Origin of the sequence: Bacteroides cutis (assembly GCF_900241005.1) — a bacterium.
GTDB lineage: Bacteria > Bacteroidota > Bacteroidia > Bacteroidales > Bacteroidaceae > Bacteroides > Bacteroides cutis.
In genome coordinates this window covers 338,993-361,463 of the sequence record NZ_OEST01000003.1, presented here as the reverse complement: position 1 = coordinate 361,463, position 22,471 = coordinate 338,993, and the positions used below count along the sequence as shown (strand labels likewise).

Annotated in this window: 14 protein-coding genes and 2 pseudogenes; 10 read left to right on the top strand and 6 right to left on the bottom strand. The window is 38.8% G+C overall.

The features are described 5' to 3' along the window. Positions 1 to 117 precede the first annotated feature (117 nt). The 4 genes from C1A09_RS08800 to C1A09_RS08785 all read left to right on the top strand — a co-directional run bounded on the left by C1A09_RS08800 (position 118) and on the right by C1A09_RS08785 (position 10,082). Positions 118 to 327 (top strand): helix-turn-helix domain-containing protein, encoded by a 210-nt coding sequence (locus tag C1A09_RS08800; protein ID WP_101543176.1) that lies wholly within the window; start codon positions 118 to 120, stop codon positions 325 to 327. A 73-nt stretch (positions 328 to 400) separates the two neighbouring features. Then, positions 401 to 3,739 carry a helicase-related protein gene (locus C1A09_RS08795; RefSeq protein WP_245874987.1) on the top strand — a complete coding sequence of 1,113 codons (3,339 nt, stop codon included), beginning with the start codon at positions 401 to 403 and terminating at the stop codon, positions 3,737 to 3,739. A gap of 12 nt (positions 3,740 to 3,751) precedes the next feature. Then, positions 3,752 to 6,775, top strand: coding sequence for a DUF1156 domain-containing protein (locus C1A09_RS08790; protein ID WP_101543174.1), 3,024 nt, complete (start codon positions 3,752 to 3,754; stop codon positions 6,773 to 6,775). A gap of 16 nt (positions 6,776 to 6,791) precedes the next feature. Then, entirely contained in the window at positions 6,792 to 10,082 is a 3,291-nt protein-coding gene (locus tag C1A09_RS08785) for a DUF499 family protein (protein ID WP_101543458.1), read from the top strand. A 403-nt stretch (positions 10,083 to 10,485) separates the two neighbouring features. Here C1A09_RS08785 and dnaK read toward each other — a convergent pair whose 3' ends face one another. Beyond that, on the bottom strand, positions 10,486 to 12,405 hold the full coding sequence (gene dnaK / locus C1A09_RS08780) for a molecular chaperone DnaK (RefSeq protein WP_101543173.1): 1,920 nt from the start codon (positions 12,403 to 12,405) through the stop codon (positions 10,486 to 10,488). Positions 12,406 to 12,732: 327 nt separating this feature from the next. Here dnaK and C1A09_RS08775 point away from each other — a divergent pair, with 327 nt between their 5' ends. Continuing rightward, a complete protein-coding gene (locus C1A09_RS08775; protein ID WP_101543456.1) occupies positions 12,733 to 14,148 on the top strand; it encodes an MATE family efflux transporter in 1,416 nt (471 codons plus the stop codon). Continuing rightward, positions 14,111 to 14,686, top strand: coding sequence for a Crp/Fnr family transcriptional regulator (locus C1A09_RS08770; RefSeq protein ID WP_101543172.1), 576 nt, complete (start codon positions 14,111 to 14,113; stop codon positions 14,684 to 14,686). Before C1A09_RS08775 ends, C1A09_RS08770 begins: the two co-directional genes overlap by 38 nt. A gap of 84 nt (positions 14,687 to 14,770) precedes the next feature. Here the strand turns inward: C1A09_RS08770 and C1A09_RS08765 are convergent, their stop codons facing one another. Next, a complete protein-coding gene (locus C1A09_RS08765) occupies positions 14,771 to 15,562 on the bottom strand; it encodes an META domain-containing protein (RefSeq protein WP_101543171.1) in 792 nt (263 codons plus the stop codon). A 268-nt stretch (positions 15,563 to 15,830) separates the two neighbouring features. Between C1A09_RS08765 and C1A09_RS08760 the strand changes: the two genes are divergently transcribed. From C1A09_RS08760 to recA, 3 genes are read left to right on the top strand one after another with little or no spacing between them, the layout of a single operon-like run. Then, positions 15,831 to 17,024, top strand: coding sequence for a saccharopine dehydrogenase family protein (locus C1A09_RS08760; RefSeq protein WP_101543170.1), 1,194 nt, complete (start codon positions 15,831 to 15,833; stop codon positions 17,022 to 17,024). Then, entirely contained in the window at positions 17,021 to 17,470 is a 450-nt protein-coding gene (bcp, locus tag C1A09_RS08755) for a thioredoxin-dependent thiol peroxidase (protein WP_180949200.1), read from the top strand. Before C1A09_RS08760 ends, bcp begins: the two co-directional genes overlap by 4 nt. Positions 17,471 to 17,500: 30 nt before the next feature. Beyond that, positions 17,501 to 18,538 (top strand): recombinase RecA, encoded by a 1,038-nt coding sequence (gene recA / locus C1A09_RS08750; protein ID WP_101543169.1) that lies wholly within the window; start codon positions 17,501 to 17,503, stop codon positions 18,536 to 18,538. A gap of 115 nt (positions 18,539 to 18,653) precedes the next feature. On the opposite strand, the pseudogene C1A09_RS08745 reads toward recA, so the two are convergent. Both C1A09_RS08745 and C1A09_RS08740 read right to left on the bottom strand, forming a co-directional pair. Then, a pseudogene (locus tag C1A09_RS08745) lies at positions 18,654 to 19,175 on the bottom strand (DUF4252 domain-containing protein); the annotation flags it as partial. Positions 19,176 to 19,378: 203 nt separating this feature from the next. Then, positions 19,379 to 19,746: pseudogene (locus C1A09_RS08740) on the bottom strand (RNA polymerase sigma factor); the annotation flags it as partial. A gap of 328 nt (positions 19,747 to 20,074) precedes the next feature. Between C1A09_RS08740 and C1A09_RS08735 the strand changes: the two are divergent. Next, positions 20,075 to 20,356, top strand: a complete 282-nt coding sequence (locus C1A09_RS08735) for a transcription termination/antitermination NusG family protein (protein WP_101543167.1) — start codon at positions 20,075 to 20,077, stop codon at positions 20,354 to 20,356. Between the two features lie 9 nt (positions 20,357 to 20,365). On the opposite strand, the gene C1A09_RS08730 is transcribed toward C1A09_RS08735, so the two are convergent. Both C1A09_RS08730 and C1A09_RS08725 read right to left on the bottom strand, forming a co-directional pair. Beyond that, positions 20,366 to 21,442, bottom strand: coding sequence for a YeiH family protein (locus C1A09_RS08730; protein ID WP_101543166.1), 1,077 nt, complete (start codon positions 21,440 to 21,442; stop codon positions 20,366 to 20,368). Positions 21,443 to 21,559: 117 nt separating this feature from the next. Next, complete coding sequence (locus tag C1A09_RS08725) at positions 21,560 to 22,456, bottom strand: LysR substrate-binding domain-containing protein (protein ID WP_101543165.1); 897 nt, start codon at positions 22,454 to 22,456, stop codon at positions 21,560 to 21,562. Between the last annotated feature and the right edge of the window lie 15 nt (positions 22,457 to 22,471).

Genomic DNA, 22,471 nt, shown 5'->3' with positions numbered 1-22,471 from the left:
GATATTAAGTAGACACTTTACCACCTCTTTTTACCCTCCCAAGAGAAATAATCATCCTCTTTTCTCTTTTTATAGCAGATTGTTTTATATCTTTGTTTAACAATTAAGAATTTTGTGATGGACAAACCTATGAATCGGATAAAAGAAGTGCTTGAAGAAAAAGGTATCAAACAAACCTGGCTGGCAGAAAAACTTGGAAAAAGTTTCTGTATTGTCAATTCTTATGTTTACAATAGAAGACAGCCCAGTTTGGAAGTCTTATTTCAGATAGCAGAAGTCCTTCAAATGGACGTAAAAGATCTTATAAAATCCTCTAACAATGATTGAAGTCGGCAATATAATAAAGAATCTAATACCAACAGAAGCTGTTGTTGTTAACAAAATACAGAAATTAGGAACTATGTATTCGCTCAAATTTACAGGAGTAAATACGAATAAAAGCAGTTCCAAGGTGATTACAGAAGAACAGTTCAGTTCTTTAGAAGTATTGACATCTGATGGAGAGTTCAATTTCAAGGGCGATCCCGATAAATTTGTATTATTTGCAGAAGCAGAAAGAATAAATTCTGCTTATCAATTTGATCCTCTATTTGCCATCAATTGTAGTGTTGTAGATCCACTACCCCACCAAGTAGAAGCCGTATACAAATTTTTGCTTCCCCAACCTAAGATACGTTTTCTGCTGGCAGATGATACAGGTGCAGGAAAAACAATTATGGCAGGCTTATTATTAAAGGAACTATTAATGCGAAAGATCATTGAGCGTATACTTATTATCACCCCAGGCGGCCTGACCAAACAATGGCAAGAAGATGAAATGGGAGTAAAATTTAATATTCCGTTTACGCTTGTCAATAGAAGCATATTTAATGCTGACCCTACCATTTTTCGTTCGGCAAATAAAGTGGTAGCTTCTATTGATTTCATTTGTCGGGAGGATGTGTTGAACATTGTCAGCAATACAAACTGGGATATAGTCATCTTTGATGAAGCTCATAAGCTATCGGCTTATGAATATGGGCAAAAAACATATAAGTCAAAGCGATATGAAGCTGCACACTTACTTTCTCAACAATGTGAACATATCTTGCTGTTGACAGCTACCCCACATAGAGGAAGAACTGATACGTTCAAAAAACTTCTTCAATTATTAGACGAAGATATCTTTGCAACAGAGGATATTGCTGCCGACAGAGTAAAAGAATTAAGTAAAGATGGGCTGAATAAGTTTTTCATACGCCGATTAAAGGAGGACATGAAAGACTGGAATGGCAACAATCTATACAAGGATCGATATACCAGAACAGTATCTTTTCAATTGACACCAGAAGAGAAGCGACTCTATGACAATGTTACCAACTATCTGACCAAGCAGAAAGAAGAAGCAGCCGAAACAAGGAACATTCATGTATCTTTGGCTTTGGCTGTAATGCAACGACGATTAGTCAGTTCTATTTTTGCCATCAAAAACACATTATACAAACGTTGGATTGCGTTACAAGGCATAGTGGATGAAGTAGGCAAGAATCCTAACATATGGAAACAACGTCAGAAGTTAGAAGAACTGGATGTGGATAGCATCGACCAATACGATGACCTGGAAGACGATGAACGGGATGCGTTGGATGGTATCCTATCTGACCCTCGAAAATTCAAACTGTTCACCACTTCAAAAAGTTTAGCAGAGATACAGACCGAAGCTCAAGAAGTGAAACGTCTTTATGAGATGGCGAACAACCTGTACAATCAAAATCAAGAAGAAAAGAAATACATTGAGCTAAAAGAGCTCTTGAAAAGTCAGGGAGTTATCAATGGTGAAAAACTGGTTATTTTCACAGAGCACAAGGACACATTGCTCTATTTGAGAGAACGTTTAAGTAACAACGGCTATAAGGTAGCAGTCATTCATGGAGGCTTATCTGTCGATGAACGCCGCCAGGCACAATGGGATTTCATGTCTCCCGAAACCCAAATACTCATTGCGACCGATGCTGCTGGCGAAGGTATCAATCTTCAATTTTGTAGATTGCTAATAAATTGGGATATCCCTTGGAACCCTAATCGCTTAGAGCAACGCATGGGACGTATCCACCGCTATGGACAGAAGAATGATGTACTGGTCTTCAATATGGTGGCGGACAACACGCGGGAAGGGCAAGTATTGTCCCGTTTACTGATAAAGTTGGATATTATTCGTCAAAGCATGGGTGATGACCGCGTTTATGATGTTATTCAAGATGTACTGAAGGATGTTAGTCTGGATGCTATTATAACTTCCGTTTTTGATGGAAAAGAATCTTCTTTTGATCAGTTTATAGAACAGGATGAAATCATCATTGAGAAAGTATTCCGGAATAAGATAGAAGAACAACAAAAAGTAATCGCTCATAGTGAAGTCGATTATAAAGATGCTCGTATTCTCAAAGAACACTCTGACGAGAAACGATTGCAACCGATTTATATTCGTCTGTTTTTTGAAAGGACTTTCAGCTATTTAGGAGGCAAATATAGGATGATACATGACGGAATTTATCAAATAGAAAATATTCCGGATGTACTTTCCAAACGTCTAAAAGATGATTATAACATCTATGCTGAAAATATCAATAAATTATTGTTCTGTTTCGATAAGCACATATTCCTGGACTATCAGAACACCAATGCCATATTGGGTAAGGTACACTATATCAATCCGGGTAATGCTTTGTTTGATGCACTCATTGATTGTGTGCGCGATTCTTTCAGAGACGAAATGCTGAAAGGTACGATTCTCGTTTCACCGGAAGATACTGAAGACTATTTTGCTTTTTACGTTAAAAATCAAATCACAGATAACCGTCCTAACAAAGGAGACGACAGTATAGCTAATGAGCAGCTTAGTTTTGTCTATCAAACTAATAATGGAGTGTTTCATGCAACTTCACCGGCCAAGTTTCTGGATCTGCATGCACCCCTTCAATTTGCCAAGCAAATCACTCCTCCTGCTGTTATAGGTAATGAAGAAGTCACCGAATGGGCATTCGAGAATATCACCTTACCTCTGTTCACCTCTACGCAAGAGATTGTAGAATCAGATGCTACAAAGCGGAAAGAATATTTGCAGACTGCATTCAGTCAGATTATCATGGATTTGGACATAGAGATTAATGAATTGCAAGGTAAGGTGTTATTGGGAGATGTAAAAATACAGGAAAAGCTACTGCATAAGATGGAACGAAAAGCAGAACTACTTCGCAAAAAAGATGAACGCATACGCGAAATGGAGCAAATGGTTCAAATAAATCCCAAAGCTCCGGAAATATTGGGATGTGCTTATGTCGTCCCCCTCAGCCAAATGGAGTATGAGCAACATTACGGTATGAAAAGAGACGATGAAGTAGAAGCCATAGCTATGAACATGGCTATCGAATATGAAACAGCCAATGAATGGCAAGCGGAAGATGTTTCCAGCCAAAACTTAGGATATGATATCCGGAGCATCAACAAGTTGGATATTAAACGTTATATTGAGGTCAAAGGGCGTTCAGGGATCGATGGAGTTATGCTGTCGGAGAATGAAATGAACCGGTTGGCACAACTAGGAAACAGTGCATGGCTTTATATTGTAGTGAATTGCAAATCTAAACCACAATTGCACCGTATTCAAAACCCAGCCAAGAAGCTAATCTTTGAACGGAAAGATAAAGGAGTACAATACTACCTGCCACTGGATGAATGGAGAAATAAAACTGAAAAATAAGAAAACATAGATATGACAAAAGCAAAAAAACTAATAGAAGTAGCTATGCCGATTAAAGAAATATCGGCTGAGAGTGTACGTGATAAATCTATTCGTCACGGGCACATTTCTACTTTACATTTATGGTGGGCACGCCGTCCACTCCCTGTGTGCAGAGCTGTAATCTTTGCCAGTCTGGTACCAGACCCATTGGATGAACAATGTCCGCAGGCTTTCAAAGATGCTATACAGGAGTTGTTAGGAAACGATCCACTTTATGCACCTTATCCGGATATTCCATATACAGCGATATATGATCCAATGCCGGACAATCTGCGCAATCGTTTGCTAATGTTTATAGGAAAGTTTTCTCCAGTCTGTCAGGCTAATATGTTGAAAGGCAAAAATACAGCTTCGAAAGAGCAATTAAGTGAAGGTTGCCTGATAAAATGGGAAAGTAAGAACGATAAGGCTGTTTTGACAAAAGCAAGAAAGTTAATTTGGGTTGCATACAATGCAGGACAGAATCCTGATGCTTCTTTCATTTCATTAAGTCAATCATTTGATGTTGCCTATCAAGCTATTGAAGAAGCTGAAAACAATCTCTATAGTTGTATAGACCGTCATTTGGTAACTGATATCATAAAAGAAAAGGAGGCTGCGCTACAAACTGCAATTGATTGTTTTCAAAAACAGATGCCAAGTGTGTTTGATCCATTTGCGGGTGGAGGTGCTATACCTTTAGAGGCAGCACGTTTGGGATGTCGCAGCTATGGCAATGATATTAATCCGGTTGCCCATATCATTGAAAAAGGAAGTGTAGAGTTTCCTCAGAAATATGGTAAGCCCATAAGATATACAGAAGAGGAGTTTCGTCGTATTTATGGGAAAGAGGGTATAGATATGCTCATTGCCAAGGGAATTTCTATTAGTAACGGCATTATAAATATTCCCAACAGACTTTCTTTTGATGTGGAATACTATGCCAAACAATTGTTGGCTATGACAGAGAAAGAAGTAGGGTATTTATATCCTGCTGATGAAAATGGGAACAAACCAATCGCCTACTATTGGGCAAGAACTGCTACTTGCTCTAATCCAAGCTGTAAAGCGGAAGTTCCTTTATTAAAGCAATTCTATTTGGCGAATACGAAGTCTAAACAAATATATCTCAATCCAATAATTCATGAAACTGATATACGATTTGAGATTAAAGAAGGAGAATGTTCCATCAAAGAAGTGTGGAATCATAGAGGTAATTTGACTTGTCCCTGCTGTGGGAGTGTAACAACAGCAAACCAGTTGAAACAACAGTTTAAAAACAAGCAAACGGGAGAAAGATTATTGGCTATAATTACGGAATCCAAAGATGGAAAACTGTATAAGTCTCCTATTACTAAAGATACCATATATCTTGATATTAAAGCAAAAAGACCTACTGAGAGTATGCCAACAAAATATACACAGGCCTTTCCATCTTGTACATGGGGGTTTTCTCTTTGGGGAGACTTATTTTCCAATCGTCAACTTTATATGCTTCAGAGCTTCGTAAATAATTTTAGTCTTTTAAAAGACAATATTAAGGAAGGTCTGTATTTTCAAGCTCTTTATACTTATTTAGCGATATGGATAGACAGAATTGCATTAGCTAATACCGCTTTAGGAAGATGGCATACAAGTGGAGAAAAACTAGAACATCCATTTAATAGGCAAGCTATAGCTATGACATTTGACTATCCTGAATCTAATCCTTTTTGTTCAAGTTCTGGAAGCGCATTAAATCAGTTAGAATGGATTATTCGCTACTTAGAATCAGAAAGTAATATTTCATTTTCGGCCCAAGCTGCTAATGCTTCTAGTGGAGAGAAAGAACAATTCAGTGCCAAAACTTTAACAGCAGTAGTGACTGATCCCCCTTATTACGACGCAATTGGCTATGCGGATATATCAGATTTTTTTTATGTATGGCTTAAACAAACATTAAGTGATTTATATCCCATAAATTTTGCGACACCGCAAACTCCAAAATCAGAAGAATGCACAGCACTAAAGCATTACCATCATCACAGTGAAGCCAAAGCAAAATTGCATTTTGAAAATAAACTAACAACAATTTTTGATGCAATAGAGCTACAAACCTCAGATATAGTTAGCATAATGTTTGCTCATCAAAGCACAGAAGCATGGACAACACTGTGTAATTCAATTCTCAGTTCCCGAATGAATATTACAGGAAGCTGGCCTATGGATACAGAGCTAGCAAATCGTAGCCGCGGATTAGATAGTGCCGCACTTGAATCTTCTGTAACCGTTTCCTGTCGTCCTTCCGAACGTTCTGGTTATGGCAGCTTCAAACAAGTGAAACGAGCCATTGAAGAAAAAGTTAATAAAGAGGTAGAAAAACTTTATGGGTTAGGTTTCCGCGGCGCCGATCTATTAACAGCTTGCTTTGGACAAGCAGTAAGTGAATTTGGCAAATATGAAAAAGTAGAGAAAGCTGATGGAAGCGAAGTGACTGTAACAGAACTTTTAGAACTTGCAAAAACAGCAGCCTTCAATGCCTTACTCAGAGGTTTTGAAGGCGATGAATATACCAAATTCTACATTGGCTGGTTGCAAATGAACGGTATGGGAGAAACAGATTTTGATGATGCTGCGAAATTCACACGCATCGGAATGAATATAGATGTTAGCGACATATTCCATCATCATTTGCTTATTAAAGATGGGAATAAGCAACATTTAGCTTCCTACACAGAACGAATCACAGGCGAAATACAAGGCACTAACATCAATGATCCATTGATAGACCAAGTTCAACAAGCTATGATGCTATGGTCTAAAGAAAATCGTCCTAAACTATTGCGTCTTATTAAGCTGGTAGGTTCCGAAGCTAATAATAGTTTTTGGCGTGTATTGGCCTCCTTGAAAGAGTTACTACCCGATGGAGATGATATGGCACAAGTAAATGGTTTGCTTGCTAATAGTGAGGAGTTAATACAGTCTTGCCAGAAGGATATAACTGGTCAGGCTACACAAATGAATTTAGGATTTTAATAAATACAGAATGATTATGAATGATAATTTATCCAAAGCACTCAGTATTTTTATTGAAGCTATGCGTCCGTTCGTCGTGGGTTTCTTACTGGAGAAATTTAAGAATGAGCCTTGGGAAGGCGTACTCTTTGCACGTCTTAAACCGGACAAACAAAATACCTGGAATAAAGCTGTTCAGTCACTATCCGCAGATAGTGACCGTAAGCAACTGGTAGATTATAGCAATCTCTCAAGCTTTGCCATTGCCTTTAAACAAGAGCTAACCGATGAATTGGGAAGTAGCAAGGAGGCAAATAAACTTATCAGCTATCTGCAAGAGATACAGGAAGTACGTAATAAATGCAACCACTATCAGCCATTGGATGAAGACGAGATAGACAGAGCTTTTGGCACAATGAAATTAGTAGCCAAATTACTTCAGATGCCTGATTTAGTGAAAGAAATAGATACAATAAAAAATAGAGGTAATGAACCAACGATTCAAATAGAAACAGCTATCATCACAGAGACTTCTTCTACAGTTTCTTTCTCTGAAAACTCCCCTCTACCGGCCTGGTATACGAATGTATATCCTCATTATGACATCCGCAACGGCTCACTGGATGAGTCTGTTTTTGCAGCAAACCTTAGCGAAGTGGCTATGGGCATCGGACAAGAGGTGTATAGCAATCCGACTATGTTCTTTGAAAAGACCTATATCACAGCCGGATTGCGTGACATAGCCAACCGGGTTGTTCGGGCGTTGAATGGTGAAGAAACCGATAACCGAGTAATCTCCCTGCAGACTGGATTCGGAGGTGGTAAAACGCATACGTTGATCTCTTTATACCACATTACAAAAGCTGGAAAATCTCTACTCTCTTCAACTTATACTCAGCATATTTTAGATAGTAAAGTAGCTCCTCAGTTTGAGAATGCGCAAGTAGCAGTGTTTACCAATAACACCACTGATGTATCACAAGGCAGAACCACCGATAATGGAATCACTATTTATACTTTATGGGGAGAGTTGGCTTATCAATTAGGAGGTTTAGAAGGATACAACTTAATTAAAAAGAATGACATAGAACGAATTTCACCGGCAGCCAACTTATTCCGACCTATCCTGGAAAAGTCAGCTCCTGCTCTTATACTAATTGATGAGTTAGCGGACTATTGTAATAAAGCATCGGCAGTCATGATAGGAAAAGGAAGTCTATCTGACCAGACTATTGGTTTTATGCAAACACTGACTGAAATAGTATCTTCCGTACCTCGCTGCGTATTAATAGCCACATTACCCGGCAGTGCAGCAGAAGTTGCTTCATCAGCCATAGGGCAACAGATACTCACTGCTTTAGAAAACCGTATTGTCCGGGTTGGAACAAGTATTAAACCCGTCGAAGATGAAGAAATATTTGAAGTCGTTCGCCGTCGTTTATTCGACAACATTGGGAATCCACAAGTGATAGAGCTTGTTTTAAACCGTTACAAGAATACATATCATAATCGGCGTTCCGATTTACCCAATCAAGCCGACCGCATGGAATATATTAACAAGATGCGCAAATCTTATCCCTTCCATCCGGAATTGATTGATATGTTTCGTTTAAAATGGGGACAGGATTCTCGTTTCCAGCGTACTCGTGGAGTATTACGATTATTAGCATCCATCGTGAAGGATTTATGGACACGACGGGGATCATTAACCGGTACCCAAGCATTAATCCATACCTCGGATGTCAACCTTAGTAATCTGCCAACATTGACAGGTACTATAACCAGCCTGATGGGAAGTCAGTGGGAAACAGTGATTCATGCCGATGTTATAGGTACCTCAAGCAATGCTTATAAAATAGATAACGAAGATCCTAACAACAATATCGGTAAATATAACTTGACCCAAGGTATAGCCACTACCATATTAATGGCTTCATTGGGCAACTTGCAAAACAAAGGATTGACTATTGAAGAACTAAAACTATGTATTTTGAAACCTAGTGCATTCAATCATAGTGAAATAAATAGTGCATTAAACAAATTGGAACAAGTAGCTCATTATCTCTATTCCACTAATGTTGGTTCACGCAGTTATTGGTTTCAATCCAAACCTAATATCAATATTTTGGTAAATCAGGCTAAAGCTGAAATAAGCCAAGCGGATATTTCGGGGGAAATTATTAATCGACTAAATGTACAAACCCGTAATGTATCAAAAATCAAGGTACTGGTTAATCCAGCCAATGACATTCCTGAACAAAAAAGCCTTACATTGGTGATACTCGGCCCTGAATATGCAACACAACCCGGAAGTATAAATACCAAAACCAAAAAGCAAGTTGAGCAAATAGCCCAAAATAAAGGTAATAGTAGTCGAATATACAGAAATACTATATTATATTTGGCATGCTCTGAAATAGGTTTAGGTATGCTACATAGTAAGCTACTCGAGTATTTGGCTTGTACGAAAATACAAGCTGAATATAGTGGACAGATAGAACCAGAACAGAAGAAAGATATTTTGGAGCGTAAAGCCGAGTACGATAAGCAAGCAAATGCTTTACTTATTTCCGCTTATAATATTGTATGTAAATACTCTGTAAGCGAGGGGCTAGAGAAAATCGAGATTAAAGATTTTGCACAAGATTTTAACACGCAACTAAGTAGCAATCTTTTTAACAATATAAAAGAAGAAGAATGGCTGCTTGAAAAGTCAATTGGCCTCGGAACTTTACGCAGCAGTGGCTTATACCCTACAAAAGAGCAACCCATACAAGTTAACGACTTATATGAATCCTTTTTACGATTTGATGACAAACCCATGATTTGTGGAGTGGAAACTGTCAGTCAAAGTATCCAAAAGTATTGCGAGAATGGTGATTTTAATGTAGCTTGTGGTGAACAAGGAAACTACAATCGCATTTATCATCATGAATCTGTTCCATTCTTAGATGTTACCGATCCGCAATATTGGTTAGTGGATAAATCTATTAATAATCAACCAAAATCTGAAGAAAGTTCTACCGATGAACAGTCAAGTGCTTGGAATTCACCCACAGGAGAAAAATCGGAGCATACCCCCCCCTCCCAACCTGTAGACGAGTTACGGAAATTTAAATCCATTAAAGTCTCTGGAAAAGTACCAGTTGAGCGTTGGACCGATTTATTCTCCAGCTTTGTTGTTCCTCTCAAAAATAATGGTTTGGAAATAGAAATCTCTTTTAAGGCTAAAACCACAAGTTTAAATCCATTAGATGAATCGGCACAAATTTACAAAGTAGTAAAGGAATCGGCAATGCAATTAGGGCTCAATCTGGAAGAAGAATAGAATAAATAAAGTAAGAGCCATGAAATCTGTGACTCTTACTTTATTTTCGCTACTTATTATTGTACCCCTTTGGAATTAAGGGATGAATAATAAAACCGGACAAGCATCTACCAGTCAATCATATTTATTGTAAAAAACGCAAGTAAAGATACAATTCGTGCAGAGATAGATTATTCAATATTACCCAGAAAGACAACAAAGTGAGTATTAGAATTCAATATATATATATATATATGAAGATGTTAATTAAAAATCATATTTTCACATACTAAAGCGCGTGACAAATATAATGCAAACATATATAAATATAACATAATAAACAGAGGAAAAACACAAAATAAAAAGCGGTAAATCGATGATTTACCGCTTTTTATTTTATATACTACTTATTTCTTTATAAATATTACTTCACCTCCTCAAAGTCAGCATCCTGTACATTATCACCATGCTTGCTGTTATCCTGAGCACCACCTTGTTGTCCGGCATTCATATCAGGACCGGCTTGTGCACCACCCTGAGCACCACTCTGAGCATACATTTCAGCACTTGCAGCTTGGAAAGCCGTATTCAATTCTGCCATAGAAGAATCGATAGCAGTCAAATCCTGTGCCTTGTGGGCATCTTTCAACTTCTGCAAAGCAGCCTCAATCGGGGCTTTCTTATCAGCAGGCAACTTATCACCTAAATCCTTCAATTGATTTTCAGTAGTGAAGATCATTGAGTCTGCCTGATTCAACTTATCAATCTTTTCACGTTCTTTCTTATCTGCTTCAGCATTAGCTTCTGCTTCTGCTTTCATCTTTTCAATTTCTTCCTTGCTCAAGCCACTGGAAGCTTCGATACGGATTGCTTGTTCCTTACCGGTAGCTTTATCCTTGGCAGATACTTTCAAGATACCGTTGGCATCGATATCGAATGTTACCTCAATCTGAGGAACACCACGACGTGCCGGAGCGATACCTGTCAGGTTGAACTGACCGATTGACTTATTCTGGGCAGCCATAGGACGTTCACCTTGCAGTACGTGGATGGTAACTTCCGTCTGGTTATCGGCAGCTGTAGAGAATGTTTCACTCTTCTTGCACGGAATGGTTGTGTTAGCTTCAATCAACTTAGTCATTACACCACCCATTGTTTCAATACCCATTGACAACGGAGTAACGTCCAACAAAACAACACCCTTGATTTCATCCGTCAAAACAGCACCCTGTACGGCAGCACCTACAGCTACCACTTCATCAGGATTTACACCCTTGGAAGGAACTTTTCCGAAGAGCTCTTCAACCAATTTCTGTACAGCCGGAATACGGGAAGAACCACCAACAAGAATTACTTCATCAATATCAGCATTAGTCAGTCCCGCATCACTCATAGCTTTCTTGCAAGGTTCAAGACAAGCCTGGATTAAGTTGTGAGACAAAGCTTCGAACTTAGCACGAGTCAATGTCTTAACCAAGTGCTTGGGCACACCCCCTACCGGCATGATGTACGGTAAGTTGATTTCTGTACTGGTAGAAGAAGACAACTCAATCTTAGCCTTTTCTGCAGCTTCCTTCAGACGTTGCATAGCCATCGGATCTTGGGTCAAGTCTGCACCTTCGTCATTCTTGAATTCCTGAACCAACCAGTCAATAATTACCTGATCGAAGTCGTCACCGCCCAAGTGAGTGTCACCATTAGTTGACAAAACCTCGAATACACCACCACCGAATTCGAGAATAGAAATATCGAATGTACCACCACCAAGGTCGAAGACAGCAACCTTCATATCCTTGTGTGCTTTATCGATACCATAAGCCAAAGCGGCGGCAGTTGGTTCGTTCACGATACGTTTTACTTCCAGACCTGCAATCTGACCGGCTTCTTTAGTAGCCTGACGTTGAGAGTCAGAGAAATAAGCAGGAACAGTAATAACAGCTTCTGTCACTTCATGTCCCAGATAATCTTCGGCAGTTTTTTTCATTTTCTGCAAAATCATTGCAGAGAGCTCTTGCGGAGTATAAAGACGTCCGTCGATATCTACACGTGGAGTATTATTATCGCCTTTCACTACTTTGTAGGGCATGCGGGTTACTTCTTTCTGTACCTGATCCCAGTTTTCGCCCATCAGACGTTTGATAGAGGATACTGTACGAGTCGGATTTGTAATAGCCTGACGTTTGGCAGGATCACCTACTTTACGTTCGCCACCGTCAACGAATGCTACTACGGAAGGAGTAGTACGTTTGCCTTCACTGTTTGCAATTACTACAGGTTCGTTACCTTCAAAAACGGCAACACAAGAGTTTGTTGTACCTAAGTCAATACCAATAATTTTTCCCATGATCGTTATTATTTTATTATTATTATTCTTAAATCGGTGTCTGTCCCATCGGCAGACGCCAATAAAAAGACAAACGTCGTGCCAAATTGTTCAGGACACGCTCTAATTTATGTTTATGACAGTTTGTCTGTCAGTTTGGCAGAAGGAAGGCTGCATTTTCTGTCGGAAATTACCATTTGTTAATTTTCATTCCACACAAAAGCTCTACTTTTGCCGACCGATTAGTAAAAGAGAGAACAATACATGGGTAATAAATGTATGCAAGGAACTAGCCTTACCCCTTATAACGGAAATGATTGGTTTTCACATATTAATAAAACAAGAATTATGGAAAAGATGAGAGACAGTATCGACTTCAAGAACACGGACATTGCAACATTATTCCGCAAGTTATTGCTCCCTACTGTTTTGGGAATGATTTTTTCAGCATTGTTCGTCATTACGGACGGTATATTTGTCGGTAAAGGTATCGGGAGTGATGCCTTGGCAGCTGTCAATATCGTGGCACCGTTATGGCTGTTCTCCACGGGTGTCGGATTGATGTTCGGCGTAGGTGCATCCGTAGTGGCATCTATCCATTTGTCGCATGGCAAGGTTAAGGTGGCACGTATCAATATCACACAATCGGTTGTTATATCTTCCTTGCTGCTGATGTGTACTTCCACTATCTTCTGTATTTTTGCCCCGCAAGTAGTACAGCTACTAGGCGGTTCGGAACGGCTTACTCCTCTGGCAGTAGAGTATATGCTTTGGTTTGTCCCTTTCTCACTGTTCACGGCACTGCTCAATTCGGGAATGTTCTTTTTGAGACTCGACGGTTCACCCAATTATGCAATGATGTGTAATGTGGTAGCTGCCATCCTGAACATCATACTGGATTATCTGTTCATTTTCCCCTTTGACTGGGGAATGCTCGGAGCTGCGTTGGCAAGTGCCATAGGTACCACAGTAGGTGCCTTGATGATAGTATTCTATCTGATACGTCCCCAGTGCACACTTCGTTTCTATCCTGTAAAGCTCAGCCATAACAGCATGAAACTGATTGGACGTAATATTGGTTATATGTGCCGTTTGGGTTCTTCGGCTTTCTTGTGCGAGATAGCCATTGCCTGCATGATGTTCGTAGGTAACCAGGTATTCATCCACTATCTGAAAGAGGAAGGGGTGGCCGCATTCAGCATTGCCTGCTATTTTTTTCCTATTATATTCATGGTTTACAACGCTATTGCCCAATCGGCACAACCCATTATCAGTTATAACTACGGCCTACAACGGACACAACGGGTACGTCACACGTATTTGCTTGCCTTGAAAACCGCCATCATTTGCGGTACTTGTTTTGCACTGGTTACAATATTCTGCAGTAGCGACATTGTAGCTATGTTCATTGACCGCAGCTATCCAGCATACGACATTGCCGTAGAAGGATTGCCGCTATACGCTACGGGGTTCGTGTTTTTTGCCGCCAATATCGTTTCCATCGGATATTTCCAAAGTGTGGAACGTGCAAAGTATGCTACCGTGATTACCCTATTGCGCGGTTTCATCTTGCTGACCGCCTGTTTCTACGGCCTGCCTCTTTTGATAGGTAATACGGGTATTTGGCTGGCTACACCGCTGGCAGAATTACTGACTACCTTCTTTATACTGATCATTTATATATATAGCAAAAAGAAAAAGAAGGAAAATTCGCTATCTTTGTCGCATGGAAACCATGATAAAGAAATTCTGCAAGAAGTATAAGTTACCTGAAAAAAGCCTGTTCGAACTTCTGTTTCACATGAAAGAAGTAAATTTTTCCAAAGGGGAACTTATTGTTGAAACGGGAACGCGAAATTCTAACTTTTACCTTATAAAGAAAGGCATATGGCGTGGATACTATCTGGCGGAAGGTACAGAAAATTCCCTTTGGTTTGTCGGCCCGGGAGAAGCAGGGTTCTCCTCGTGGGGTTATGTAAATGGAGAAGTTTCTCAGATCAATATCGAGTCGGTAAATAATAGTACTGCATACTGTATATCCAAGACCGAACTAGAAACACTTTTCTCCCGTTCTATCGAGATGGCAAATATCGGCAGACAAATTTTTGAACGTGAAATTTTGTCTGTAGACATTTCGACACTCGCTTATGGCGCTCCACCAACAGCCAAAGAACGATATCTGACGCTGATGGAAGAAAACCCCGAATTATTGCAGGACGTACCGTTAAAGTATCTGGCATCTTATTTGTACATCACTCCGCAATCACTAAGCCGTATACGAGCCGGGTTAAGAAAAAAATAGTCGCTCGTCACAGAAAAGGCTCTTAACAGATATCATCTGCAAGAGCCTTTATTTAAAAAGAATATTTTTACAAGAAAATAATCCTTATTTTTTCACCAATACCATCACTAAATTATTATCGGCATCATAAAAGCCGATACCACCTCCCGCTAACTTACCAAAGGATTGAACAGAGTTCAAGGCTTGCATCACACGACTTTCTACTGTCATATCAGGGCATGCCATCATAGTACTGATGACCTGCGGGAAAAAGATGGAAGAGGGATTTTCGGCGTTCGTTTGGAAACCACCGTTGATTAAATTACACCCGGCATTGCCATGCAAACTCTTTTCTGAAATATTAAATTCAATAAACGGCTGTTTTTCCATACCTGTAGGAATAGCTACACCACCGGCTTCACTGATCATCCATTTTCCATTCAGTTCGGACAAACCCACTGCTGTTTCCTTTTTCTGTAGCACGATAATGGGGCGCTTTGATGAACCACACAGAGCGATATTCTCTTTGCCTAATTTCTTATACTTCTTTACTTGTCCCAAAGCAGTCAATATATTATTTTCTACCGTCATATCAGGACACGCCATCCGCGTACTGGCCAAAGCGCCAAGATCAATCATCCCAGGTTTTGCATTGACATCAAAAGAGCCCATCATGCGGTTACAGCCACTGTTACCAAACACCTTTCCAGTCTTTGTATCAAAACCTATATAAGGAAATTGTTGTCCCGGAGCGGGAACTACCGCAGTACCATTAATTTCAATAATATTCCATTCTCCACTAATAGAAGAAATCGTAGCGGCATTCTTGGTCGAAGCACAAGATGACAAGCCTAACAATACACTTGCCATACAAAGAGAAACAAATACTTTTTTCATTGTTATTCGTTGTTTAAGTTAATTTTTTCGAGGGCAAATATAGTGTAAACTACTTGCAGAAACAAATTTATTCGCATAATGATGATACGGAGACTATATTTGCAAACCTATATATATGTGAAATAACCAAAATATGAACAGTTTGTTTGAGAGTAGAACTACTTTCTCCAAAGTATTTAGTAAGAATTTAATGTATATCTGAGAATTAAATCCTATATTTGCTCACCAAAAAAATTAATTATATCAAATCTTTTGTAAGTAAGAAGAAATGGGTAAAGTTCTTATTATCGGTGCAGGCGGTGTAGGTACCGTCGTGGCACACAAAGTGGCTCAAAATCCTGATGTGTTTACTGAAATTATGATTGCCAGCCGTACTAAATCCAAATGTGACGCTGTTGTGAAAGCCATTGGTAACCCTGCCATCAAAACTGCCCGGGTAGATGCAGACAATGTGGATGAATTAGTGGCACTCTTCAATAGCTTCAAGCCTGAAATCGTTATAAATGTAGCCCTCCCCTATCAAGATCTCACCATCATGGAGGCCTGTCTGAAAAGTGGCGTTAATTATTTGGATACAGCCAATTATGAGCCTAAAGATGTAGCTCATTTCGAATACAGTTGGCAATGGGCTTATAAAAAGCGTTTTGAAGATGCCGGATTAACAGCTATTCTAGGATGTGGTTTCGATCCAGGAGTCAGTGGCGTTTATACAGCTTATGCAGCTAAACATTATTTTGACGAAATTCAATATTTGGATATTGTAGATTGTAATGCGGGCAATCATCATAAAGCATTTGCTACCAATTTCAATCCGGAAATTAATATTCGTGAGATTACACAAAACGGACGCTATTACGAAAATAACGAATGGATAACGACACAGCCATTAGAAATTCATAAAGATCTGACTTATCCTAATATAGGTCCGCGTGACTCTTATCTACTTTATCATGAAGAATTAGAATCTCTGGTAAAGAATTTTCCGACCATCAAACGCGCCCGTTTTTGGATGACTTTCGGACAAGAATACTTGACACATTTACGTGTTATCCAAAATATTGGTATGGCTCGTATAGACGAAGTAGATTACAACGGAGTAAAAATTGTTCCATTGCAATTCTTGAAGGCTGTTTTACCCAATCCTCAAGATTTAGGAGAAAATTACGAAGGTGAAACTTCCATCGGTTGCCGCATACGTGGGCTAAAAGATGGAAAAGAACGTACATATTACGTATACAATAATTGTAGTCACCAGGAAGCCTACAAAGAAACCGGCATGCAGGGAGTGAGCTACACTACCGGTGTACCTGCTATGATTGGTGCAATGATGTTCCTAAAAGGTATTTGGAAGAAACCGGGGGTGTGGAATGTAGAAGAATTCAATCCCGACCCATTTATGGAACAATTAAACAAACAAGGCTTACCGTGGCACGAAGTTATTGATGGAGATTTAGAGTTATGATAAATATAGGAGATAAAGCCCCTGAAATACTGGGTACTAACGAAAGAAGTAAAGAAATCCGCCTTAGTGACTATAAAGGGAAAAAAGTTGTACTGTACTTCTATCCTAAAGATATGACTTCCGGATGTACGGCTGAGGCATGTAACTTACGCGACAATTATTCAGAACTGCGACAAGCCGGATATGAAGTAATAGGAGTAAGTGTAGACAATGAAAAGTCGCATCAAAAATTTATTGAAAAAAACAATCTTCCTTTTACTTTAATTGCCGATACAGACAAAAAACTCGTAGAGCAATTCGGCGTATGGGGAGAAAAAAGTATGTATGGACGAAAATATATGGGAACCTTCCGTACGACTTTCATCATTAATGAGGAAGGGGTAATAGAACGTATCATTGGTCCGAAAGAAATAAAGACTAAGGAACACGCCTCACAAATTTTGTGACATGTAAATTGTTAAATCGAAAATATAAAGATGGCAAAAAAAGACGAATTGAATTTCGACAACGAAAATAAGGCAGCATCAAGTGAAAAGTTGAAAGCTTTACAAGCTGCCATGGACAAGATAGAAAAAAGCTTTGGTAAAGGTTCTATCATGAAAATGGGTGATGAAAAGATAGAAGATATCGAAGTAATCCCTACCGGTTCTATCGGGCTTAATGTAGCGTTGGGCGTAGGCGGATATCCTCGCGGACGTATCATCGAAATTTATGGTCCTGAATCTTCCGGTAAAACGACATTGGCAATCCACGCCATTGCTGAAGCACAAAAAGCCGGTGGTATAGCTGCATTTATCGATGCAGAACATGCATTCGACCGTTTCTATGCCGCTAAGTTAGGAGTTGACGTAGATAATCTGTTTATTTCACAGCCGGACAATGGTGAACAGGCATTGGAAATCGCTGAACAGCTAATACGTTCATCTGCTATTGATATTATCGTAGTAGACTCTGTAGCTGCTTTGACTCCTAAAGCCGAGATTGAAGGGGATATGGGCGAAAATAAGGTTGGATTGCAAGCTCGACTTATGTCACAAGCTTTACGCAAACTGACCTCAGCTGTCAGCAAAACTCGTACTACCTGTATATTCATCAACCAGTTGCGTGAAAAGATTGGTGTTATGTTTGGTAACCCGGAAACAACAACCGGTGGTAACGCTTTGAAATTTTATGCATCCGTACGACTTGATATCCGTGGAAGTCAGGCTATCAAAAACGGTGAAGAAGTACTGGGCAAACAGACCAAAGTAAAAGTAGTAAAAAACAAAGTAGCCCCCCCCTTCCGTAGAGCAGAATTCGATATTATGTTCGGTGAAGGAATATCCCGGACAGGTGAGATCGTAGATTTGGGTGTTGAAATGGGAATTATCAAGAAAAGTGGTTCTTGGTTCAGCTACAATGATACCAAATTAGCACAAGGACGTGATGCAACCAAACAGGTCATTGCTGATAATCCCGAACTGGCTGAAGAGTTGGAAGGACTTATTTTTGCAGAACTGAAAAAAGATAAATAACCACAAAACACAAATGGTGGACAATAAGCAATGATTGTCCACCATTTATTATTTTTTCTCCCTCATATCTTTTATTTCCAGGTTTTCCAATTGTTTATCAAATTAAACGCTTCCAGACTTTAGTATCAGCTAATTCTATACCTGGAATATGATAGACATTCCCATTCAATCTCGTATTTTGGTAGAGCATGATGTTCTGGATATCCTTTAAAGTCATTTCTCCCTCCAAATATACACATTTCAAAGTAGCGGTGCCATCAATAATTATTATCAACCCTTTTACTTTATCTCCTTTCCGGTTAATATAAAATTCAGAACTGGTAACTGTATTTTTCTGTTTTATCAACAACTCGTATTTGGAGTCGTATACCAATACACGAAATTCTTTCTTCAAATTGAGTTTTAAATTACTATCCATTGTAGAAAGTATGTATACACTATTCAATTGTCCGGCCACCTTACCTATATAGATATCTTTCGTAAAAAGATTTGGATTCATATCTATCATTGCCTACGAAATATATACGAATGATATTCCTTTCACATCATTATATGCATTAAACAAATCTTTCTGTGCCTGACATAATACAGGCAACATTAACAGTAAACCTGCCCAAATCATTTTCATTGTTCTCATACGTATTTCATCTTTTAAATTCTTTGATTACCTCCTTATTTATCTTTCTCACATCTTTCTGCGTTTCATTGACCTACTCTATACCGTTATTCGAGTTCGCAGAAACTTCCAACAGAGTAGCTTGAAGCACTTCGTAAGCATCCTGGATCCTGGGGATCAGAGAATGTATCTTCCGGAGTAGGTGGACACACATCATGTTTCCAGAGTGTAACTATACGTTGCCGCTGTTCTAGCAACTGGGTAATAATATGTCTTATTTGTCTTGCTTCATCTCGAAGTTCCAGATTATCTACCGGTTGAATATCATGTACAGCATTCAGTTCAACAGTCTGTCTATTTAATATATACTTACTCGAACGAAGTAAATCAAAATACATATTTTTTACCAAAGTAACACTGAATGCTTCAGAATTATTAATGACTGTCAGTCCCTCCCGTTTAACCCACAGTTTCAAGTAAGCCTCCTGTACTAAATCTTCCGCATCGGCTGCATTCTCCAATAGCTTATAAGCTACAAAATACAACTTACGATGATTAGGTAGGAACTCTTTTTTAAACTTTCAGCGTCCATGAACCTTTCTAATCTATTTATAATGCTTCTATTTGATAGACGTAAATAAAAGAATTTTGTTACACAAACAACAAAAATAAAGAAAAATATATGCCTTAAATATGAATTAATTATTCAATTTTTTATTTATTATATATTCACCTTTTATTTGTCAAATAAATAATTTTATAATACTTTTGTCTCAATAATCAAATAAGATTTAAAACCATGACACTGGTAACCTACATACTCATTGCAATTCCAGTTTGTATATTGGGAATTGCAATATGGACATATTGTGATTACCAAAAGTTTAAACGAAAAAAAGTATTACGCAAATAAACTAGCTATGACTGCTCAATATATAAAAGAAAACTTGGATAAACTACGTTCGTGGTATATCGTATTAACCAAACCGCATTCCGAACAAAAAACAAAGATTATATTAGAGAAGCAGGGTATAATTACGTATCTTCCATTTACTTCTATTCGTCGCCAATGGAAAGTGTCTACAAAAAAAATACACATCCCAGCTATGGCGAGATGTGTATTTATATATGCAACCAATGAGGAAATACAAATATTGAAAAAGCAATATCCTGTCCTTCCTTCGGAGGTCATTGTGAGATAATATCAATGATTAAACTAAACCAGGTACTAAATACTTAGTCAAAAGATAACCACCTACCACTAACCAAATGTAGAGTAAGAAAGCCAATACGAATGGTTTTGCTCCAGCCTGCTTGAACTTGTCTATACTTGTATCAGTACCTAATGCTGTCATTGCCATTGTAAGCATGAATGTGTCAATATATTCAATTGTTCCATTCAAAGGGATATCTTTCACGGTTTCTGCACCGCACAAATATTGTAAAAAAGAATTAAGACAGATTATACCAATAAATCCAAATGCAAACCATGGAATTGTAATTTTACTCTTAACTACTTTTCCATCAGCATCGTACTTTTTACGCCCAGCCAAAGCAAGACTCATAATAACCAATACAGGTGCCAACATCATAACACGAATCATTTTTGTAATCGTTGCCGGTCCGGCAATACCTAACATATCAGTTGGATCCATTGCATTGCCAGCACCGGCAACGTGAGCCACTTCATGCAATGTACTGCCTGTATAAATGGCTACTCCCATATCGCTCAACCCACTCAACATACCGGCACGATACATAATAGGATAAAGAAACATGGAAATTGTACCAAAAATCACAACGGTAGATACAGCAATAGCTGTTTTATGCCCCTCGCACTTTATGACAGGCTCCGCACCCAATACTGCAGCAGCTCCACAAATAGCACTACCGGTAGAGGTCATCAAAGCCGTATCTTTATCAAGTTTCAATAATTTACCCAATCCGATGCCAATAAAGATAGTACCTGCAACTATAATCGTATCAATTACGACAGCCGGTAAACCAACCTCTGCAACTTGGGTCAAGGTCAAACGGAAACCATATAAAACGATACCCGCACGCAAAATCTGTTTTGTACAAAACTTAATACCTGGTACCCAAGTTTCCGGCAAATGGTTCCGTAAACTGTTGGCATACAACATGCCTAAGATAATACCTACAATCAGAGGACTAAACGACAGACTTTTCACAAATGGAATTTCAGCAATATAGAAAGCTGAAAAAGAGAATAAGGCAATCAGTAAAATACCATGCATAGTATTGCCTCTGTTTCCGCGATTGAACATAGATCTTAATTTAGAGTTATAATATCAATTCTTTTACGGTCGCAAAGGTACGCTTTTCTATTACGTCATCCTATTTAAATCTTATTATGTATTATAACGGAAAGTAATAATACAATCTCACAATTTACTGTTATGATGCATCGCAAACTGCATAAACACCTGTGCTAATCCACTATCTTGTCCTTGTGGCTGTGCAAAACTGAAATCACGAAGCATCGGCATTCCCTTTATCTCAACAACCCGTAATTGCCCTGAATAGAGTTCACGAGTGATGGAACGGACAGAAACAATACCGAGACAATCAGTATGTTCTAAAAATAATTTAATACTTTCCGTACTTCCCAGATAGATCAACACTTGAAGGGAAGCTAACTTGATATTATGTTGAAGTAAAGCACGTTCAAAAACATCCAATGTACCCGAACCTCTTTCGCGAAGCACTAAAGGCAGGTTCAGCAATTCTTCCGGAGTAATCTCGTCTCCTACAGGAAGTTTACTTCCTGTACGAATTACAGCTACCAACTCATCTTCCAGAAACGTTGTATACTTTAGATTAGGCAAACGAAAAACGCCCTCCACCAATCCTAAGTCAATATTATGTTCCTGTAGGGCCGTTTCTATCTCTCTGGTATTACCATTTGTCAGCGACAGGCTGATATGGGGAAATTTCTTTATGAAACTAGCTAATAACGGGGGCAATACATATTGGGAAATTGTACTACTAGCACCTAGTTTCAACCCACCTTTATATTCGTTATGTAACAAATGCATTTCGTACTCCAACCTTTTGTAATCTTCCAAAATTCTCTCACAATGCTCCAGTAATAACTTTCCCGACTCCGTCAGACAAATTTTACTTCCCTGCCGGTCAAATAAACGAGTTTGATAAGTAGACTCTAACTCTTGTATATGTTTGGTTATAGCAGGTTGACTGATAAACAAATCTTGCGAGGCTTTGGTAAAACTCAAATTCTTCGCTACCGATTGAAACACTTTTAAACGGAAATCACTCACAGAAGTAGTAGATTA

Coding starts and splice junctions, on each gene's coding strand:
- C1A09_RS08730 (WP_101543166.1), bottom strand. CDS start 21,442: ATGTTCAATCGCGGAAACAGAGGCAATACTATGCATGGTATTTTACTG.
- C1A09_RS08790 (WP_101543174.1), top strand. CDS start 3,752: ATGACAAAAGCAAAAAAACTAATAGAAGTAGCTATGCCGATTAAAGAA.
- C1A09_RS08770 (WP_101543172.1), top strand. CDS start 14,111: ATGGAAACCATGATAAAGAAATTCTGCAAGAAGTATAAGTTACCTGAA.
- C1A09_RS08735 (WP_101543167.1), top strand. CDS start 20,075: ATGACTGCTCAATATATAAAAGAAAACTTGGATAAACTACGTTCGTGG.
- bcp (WP_180949200.1), top strand. CDS start 17,021: ATGATAAATATAGGAGATAAAGCCCCTGAAATACTGGGTACTAACGAA.
- C1A09_RS08760 (WP_101543170.1), top strand. CDS start 15,831: ATGGGTAAAGTTCTTATTATCGGTGCAGGCGGTGTAGGTACCGTCGTG.
- C1A09_RS08800 (WP_101543176.1), top strand. CDS start 118: ATGGACAAACCTATGAATCGGATAAAAGAAGTGCTTGAAGAAAAAGGT.
- C1A09_RS08795 (WP_245874987.1), top strand. CDS start 401: ATGTATTCGCTCAAATTTACAGGAGTAAATACGAATAAAAGCAGTTCC.
- C1A09_RS08785 (WP_101543458.1), top strand. CDS start 6,792: ATGAATGATAATTTATCCAAAGCACTCAGTATTTTTATTGAAGCTATG.
- recA (WP_101543169.1), top strand. CDS start 17,501: ATGGCAAAAAAAGACGAATTGAATTTCGACAACGAAAATAAGGCAGCA.
- C1A09_RS08775 (WP_101543456.1), top strand. CDS start 12,733: ATGGAAAAGATGAGAGACAGTATCGACTTCAAGAACACGGACATTGCA.
- dnaK (WP_101543173.1), bottom strand. CDS start 12,405: ATGGGAAAAATTATTGGTATTGACTTAGGTACAACAAACTCTTGTGTT.
- C1A09_RS08765 (WP_101543171.1), bottom strand. CDS start 15,562: ATGAAAAAAGTATTTGTTTCTCTTTGTATGGCAAGTGTATTGTTAGGC.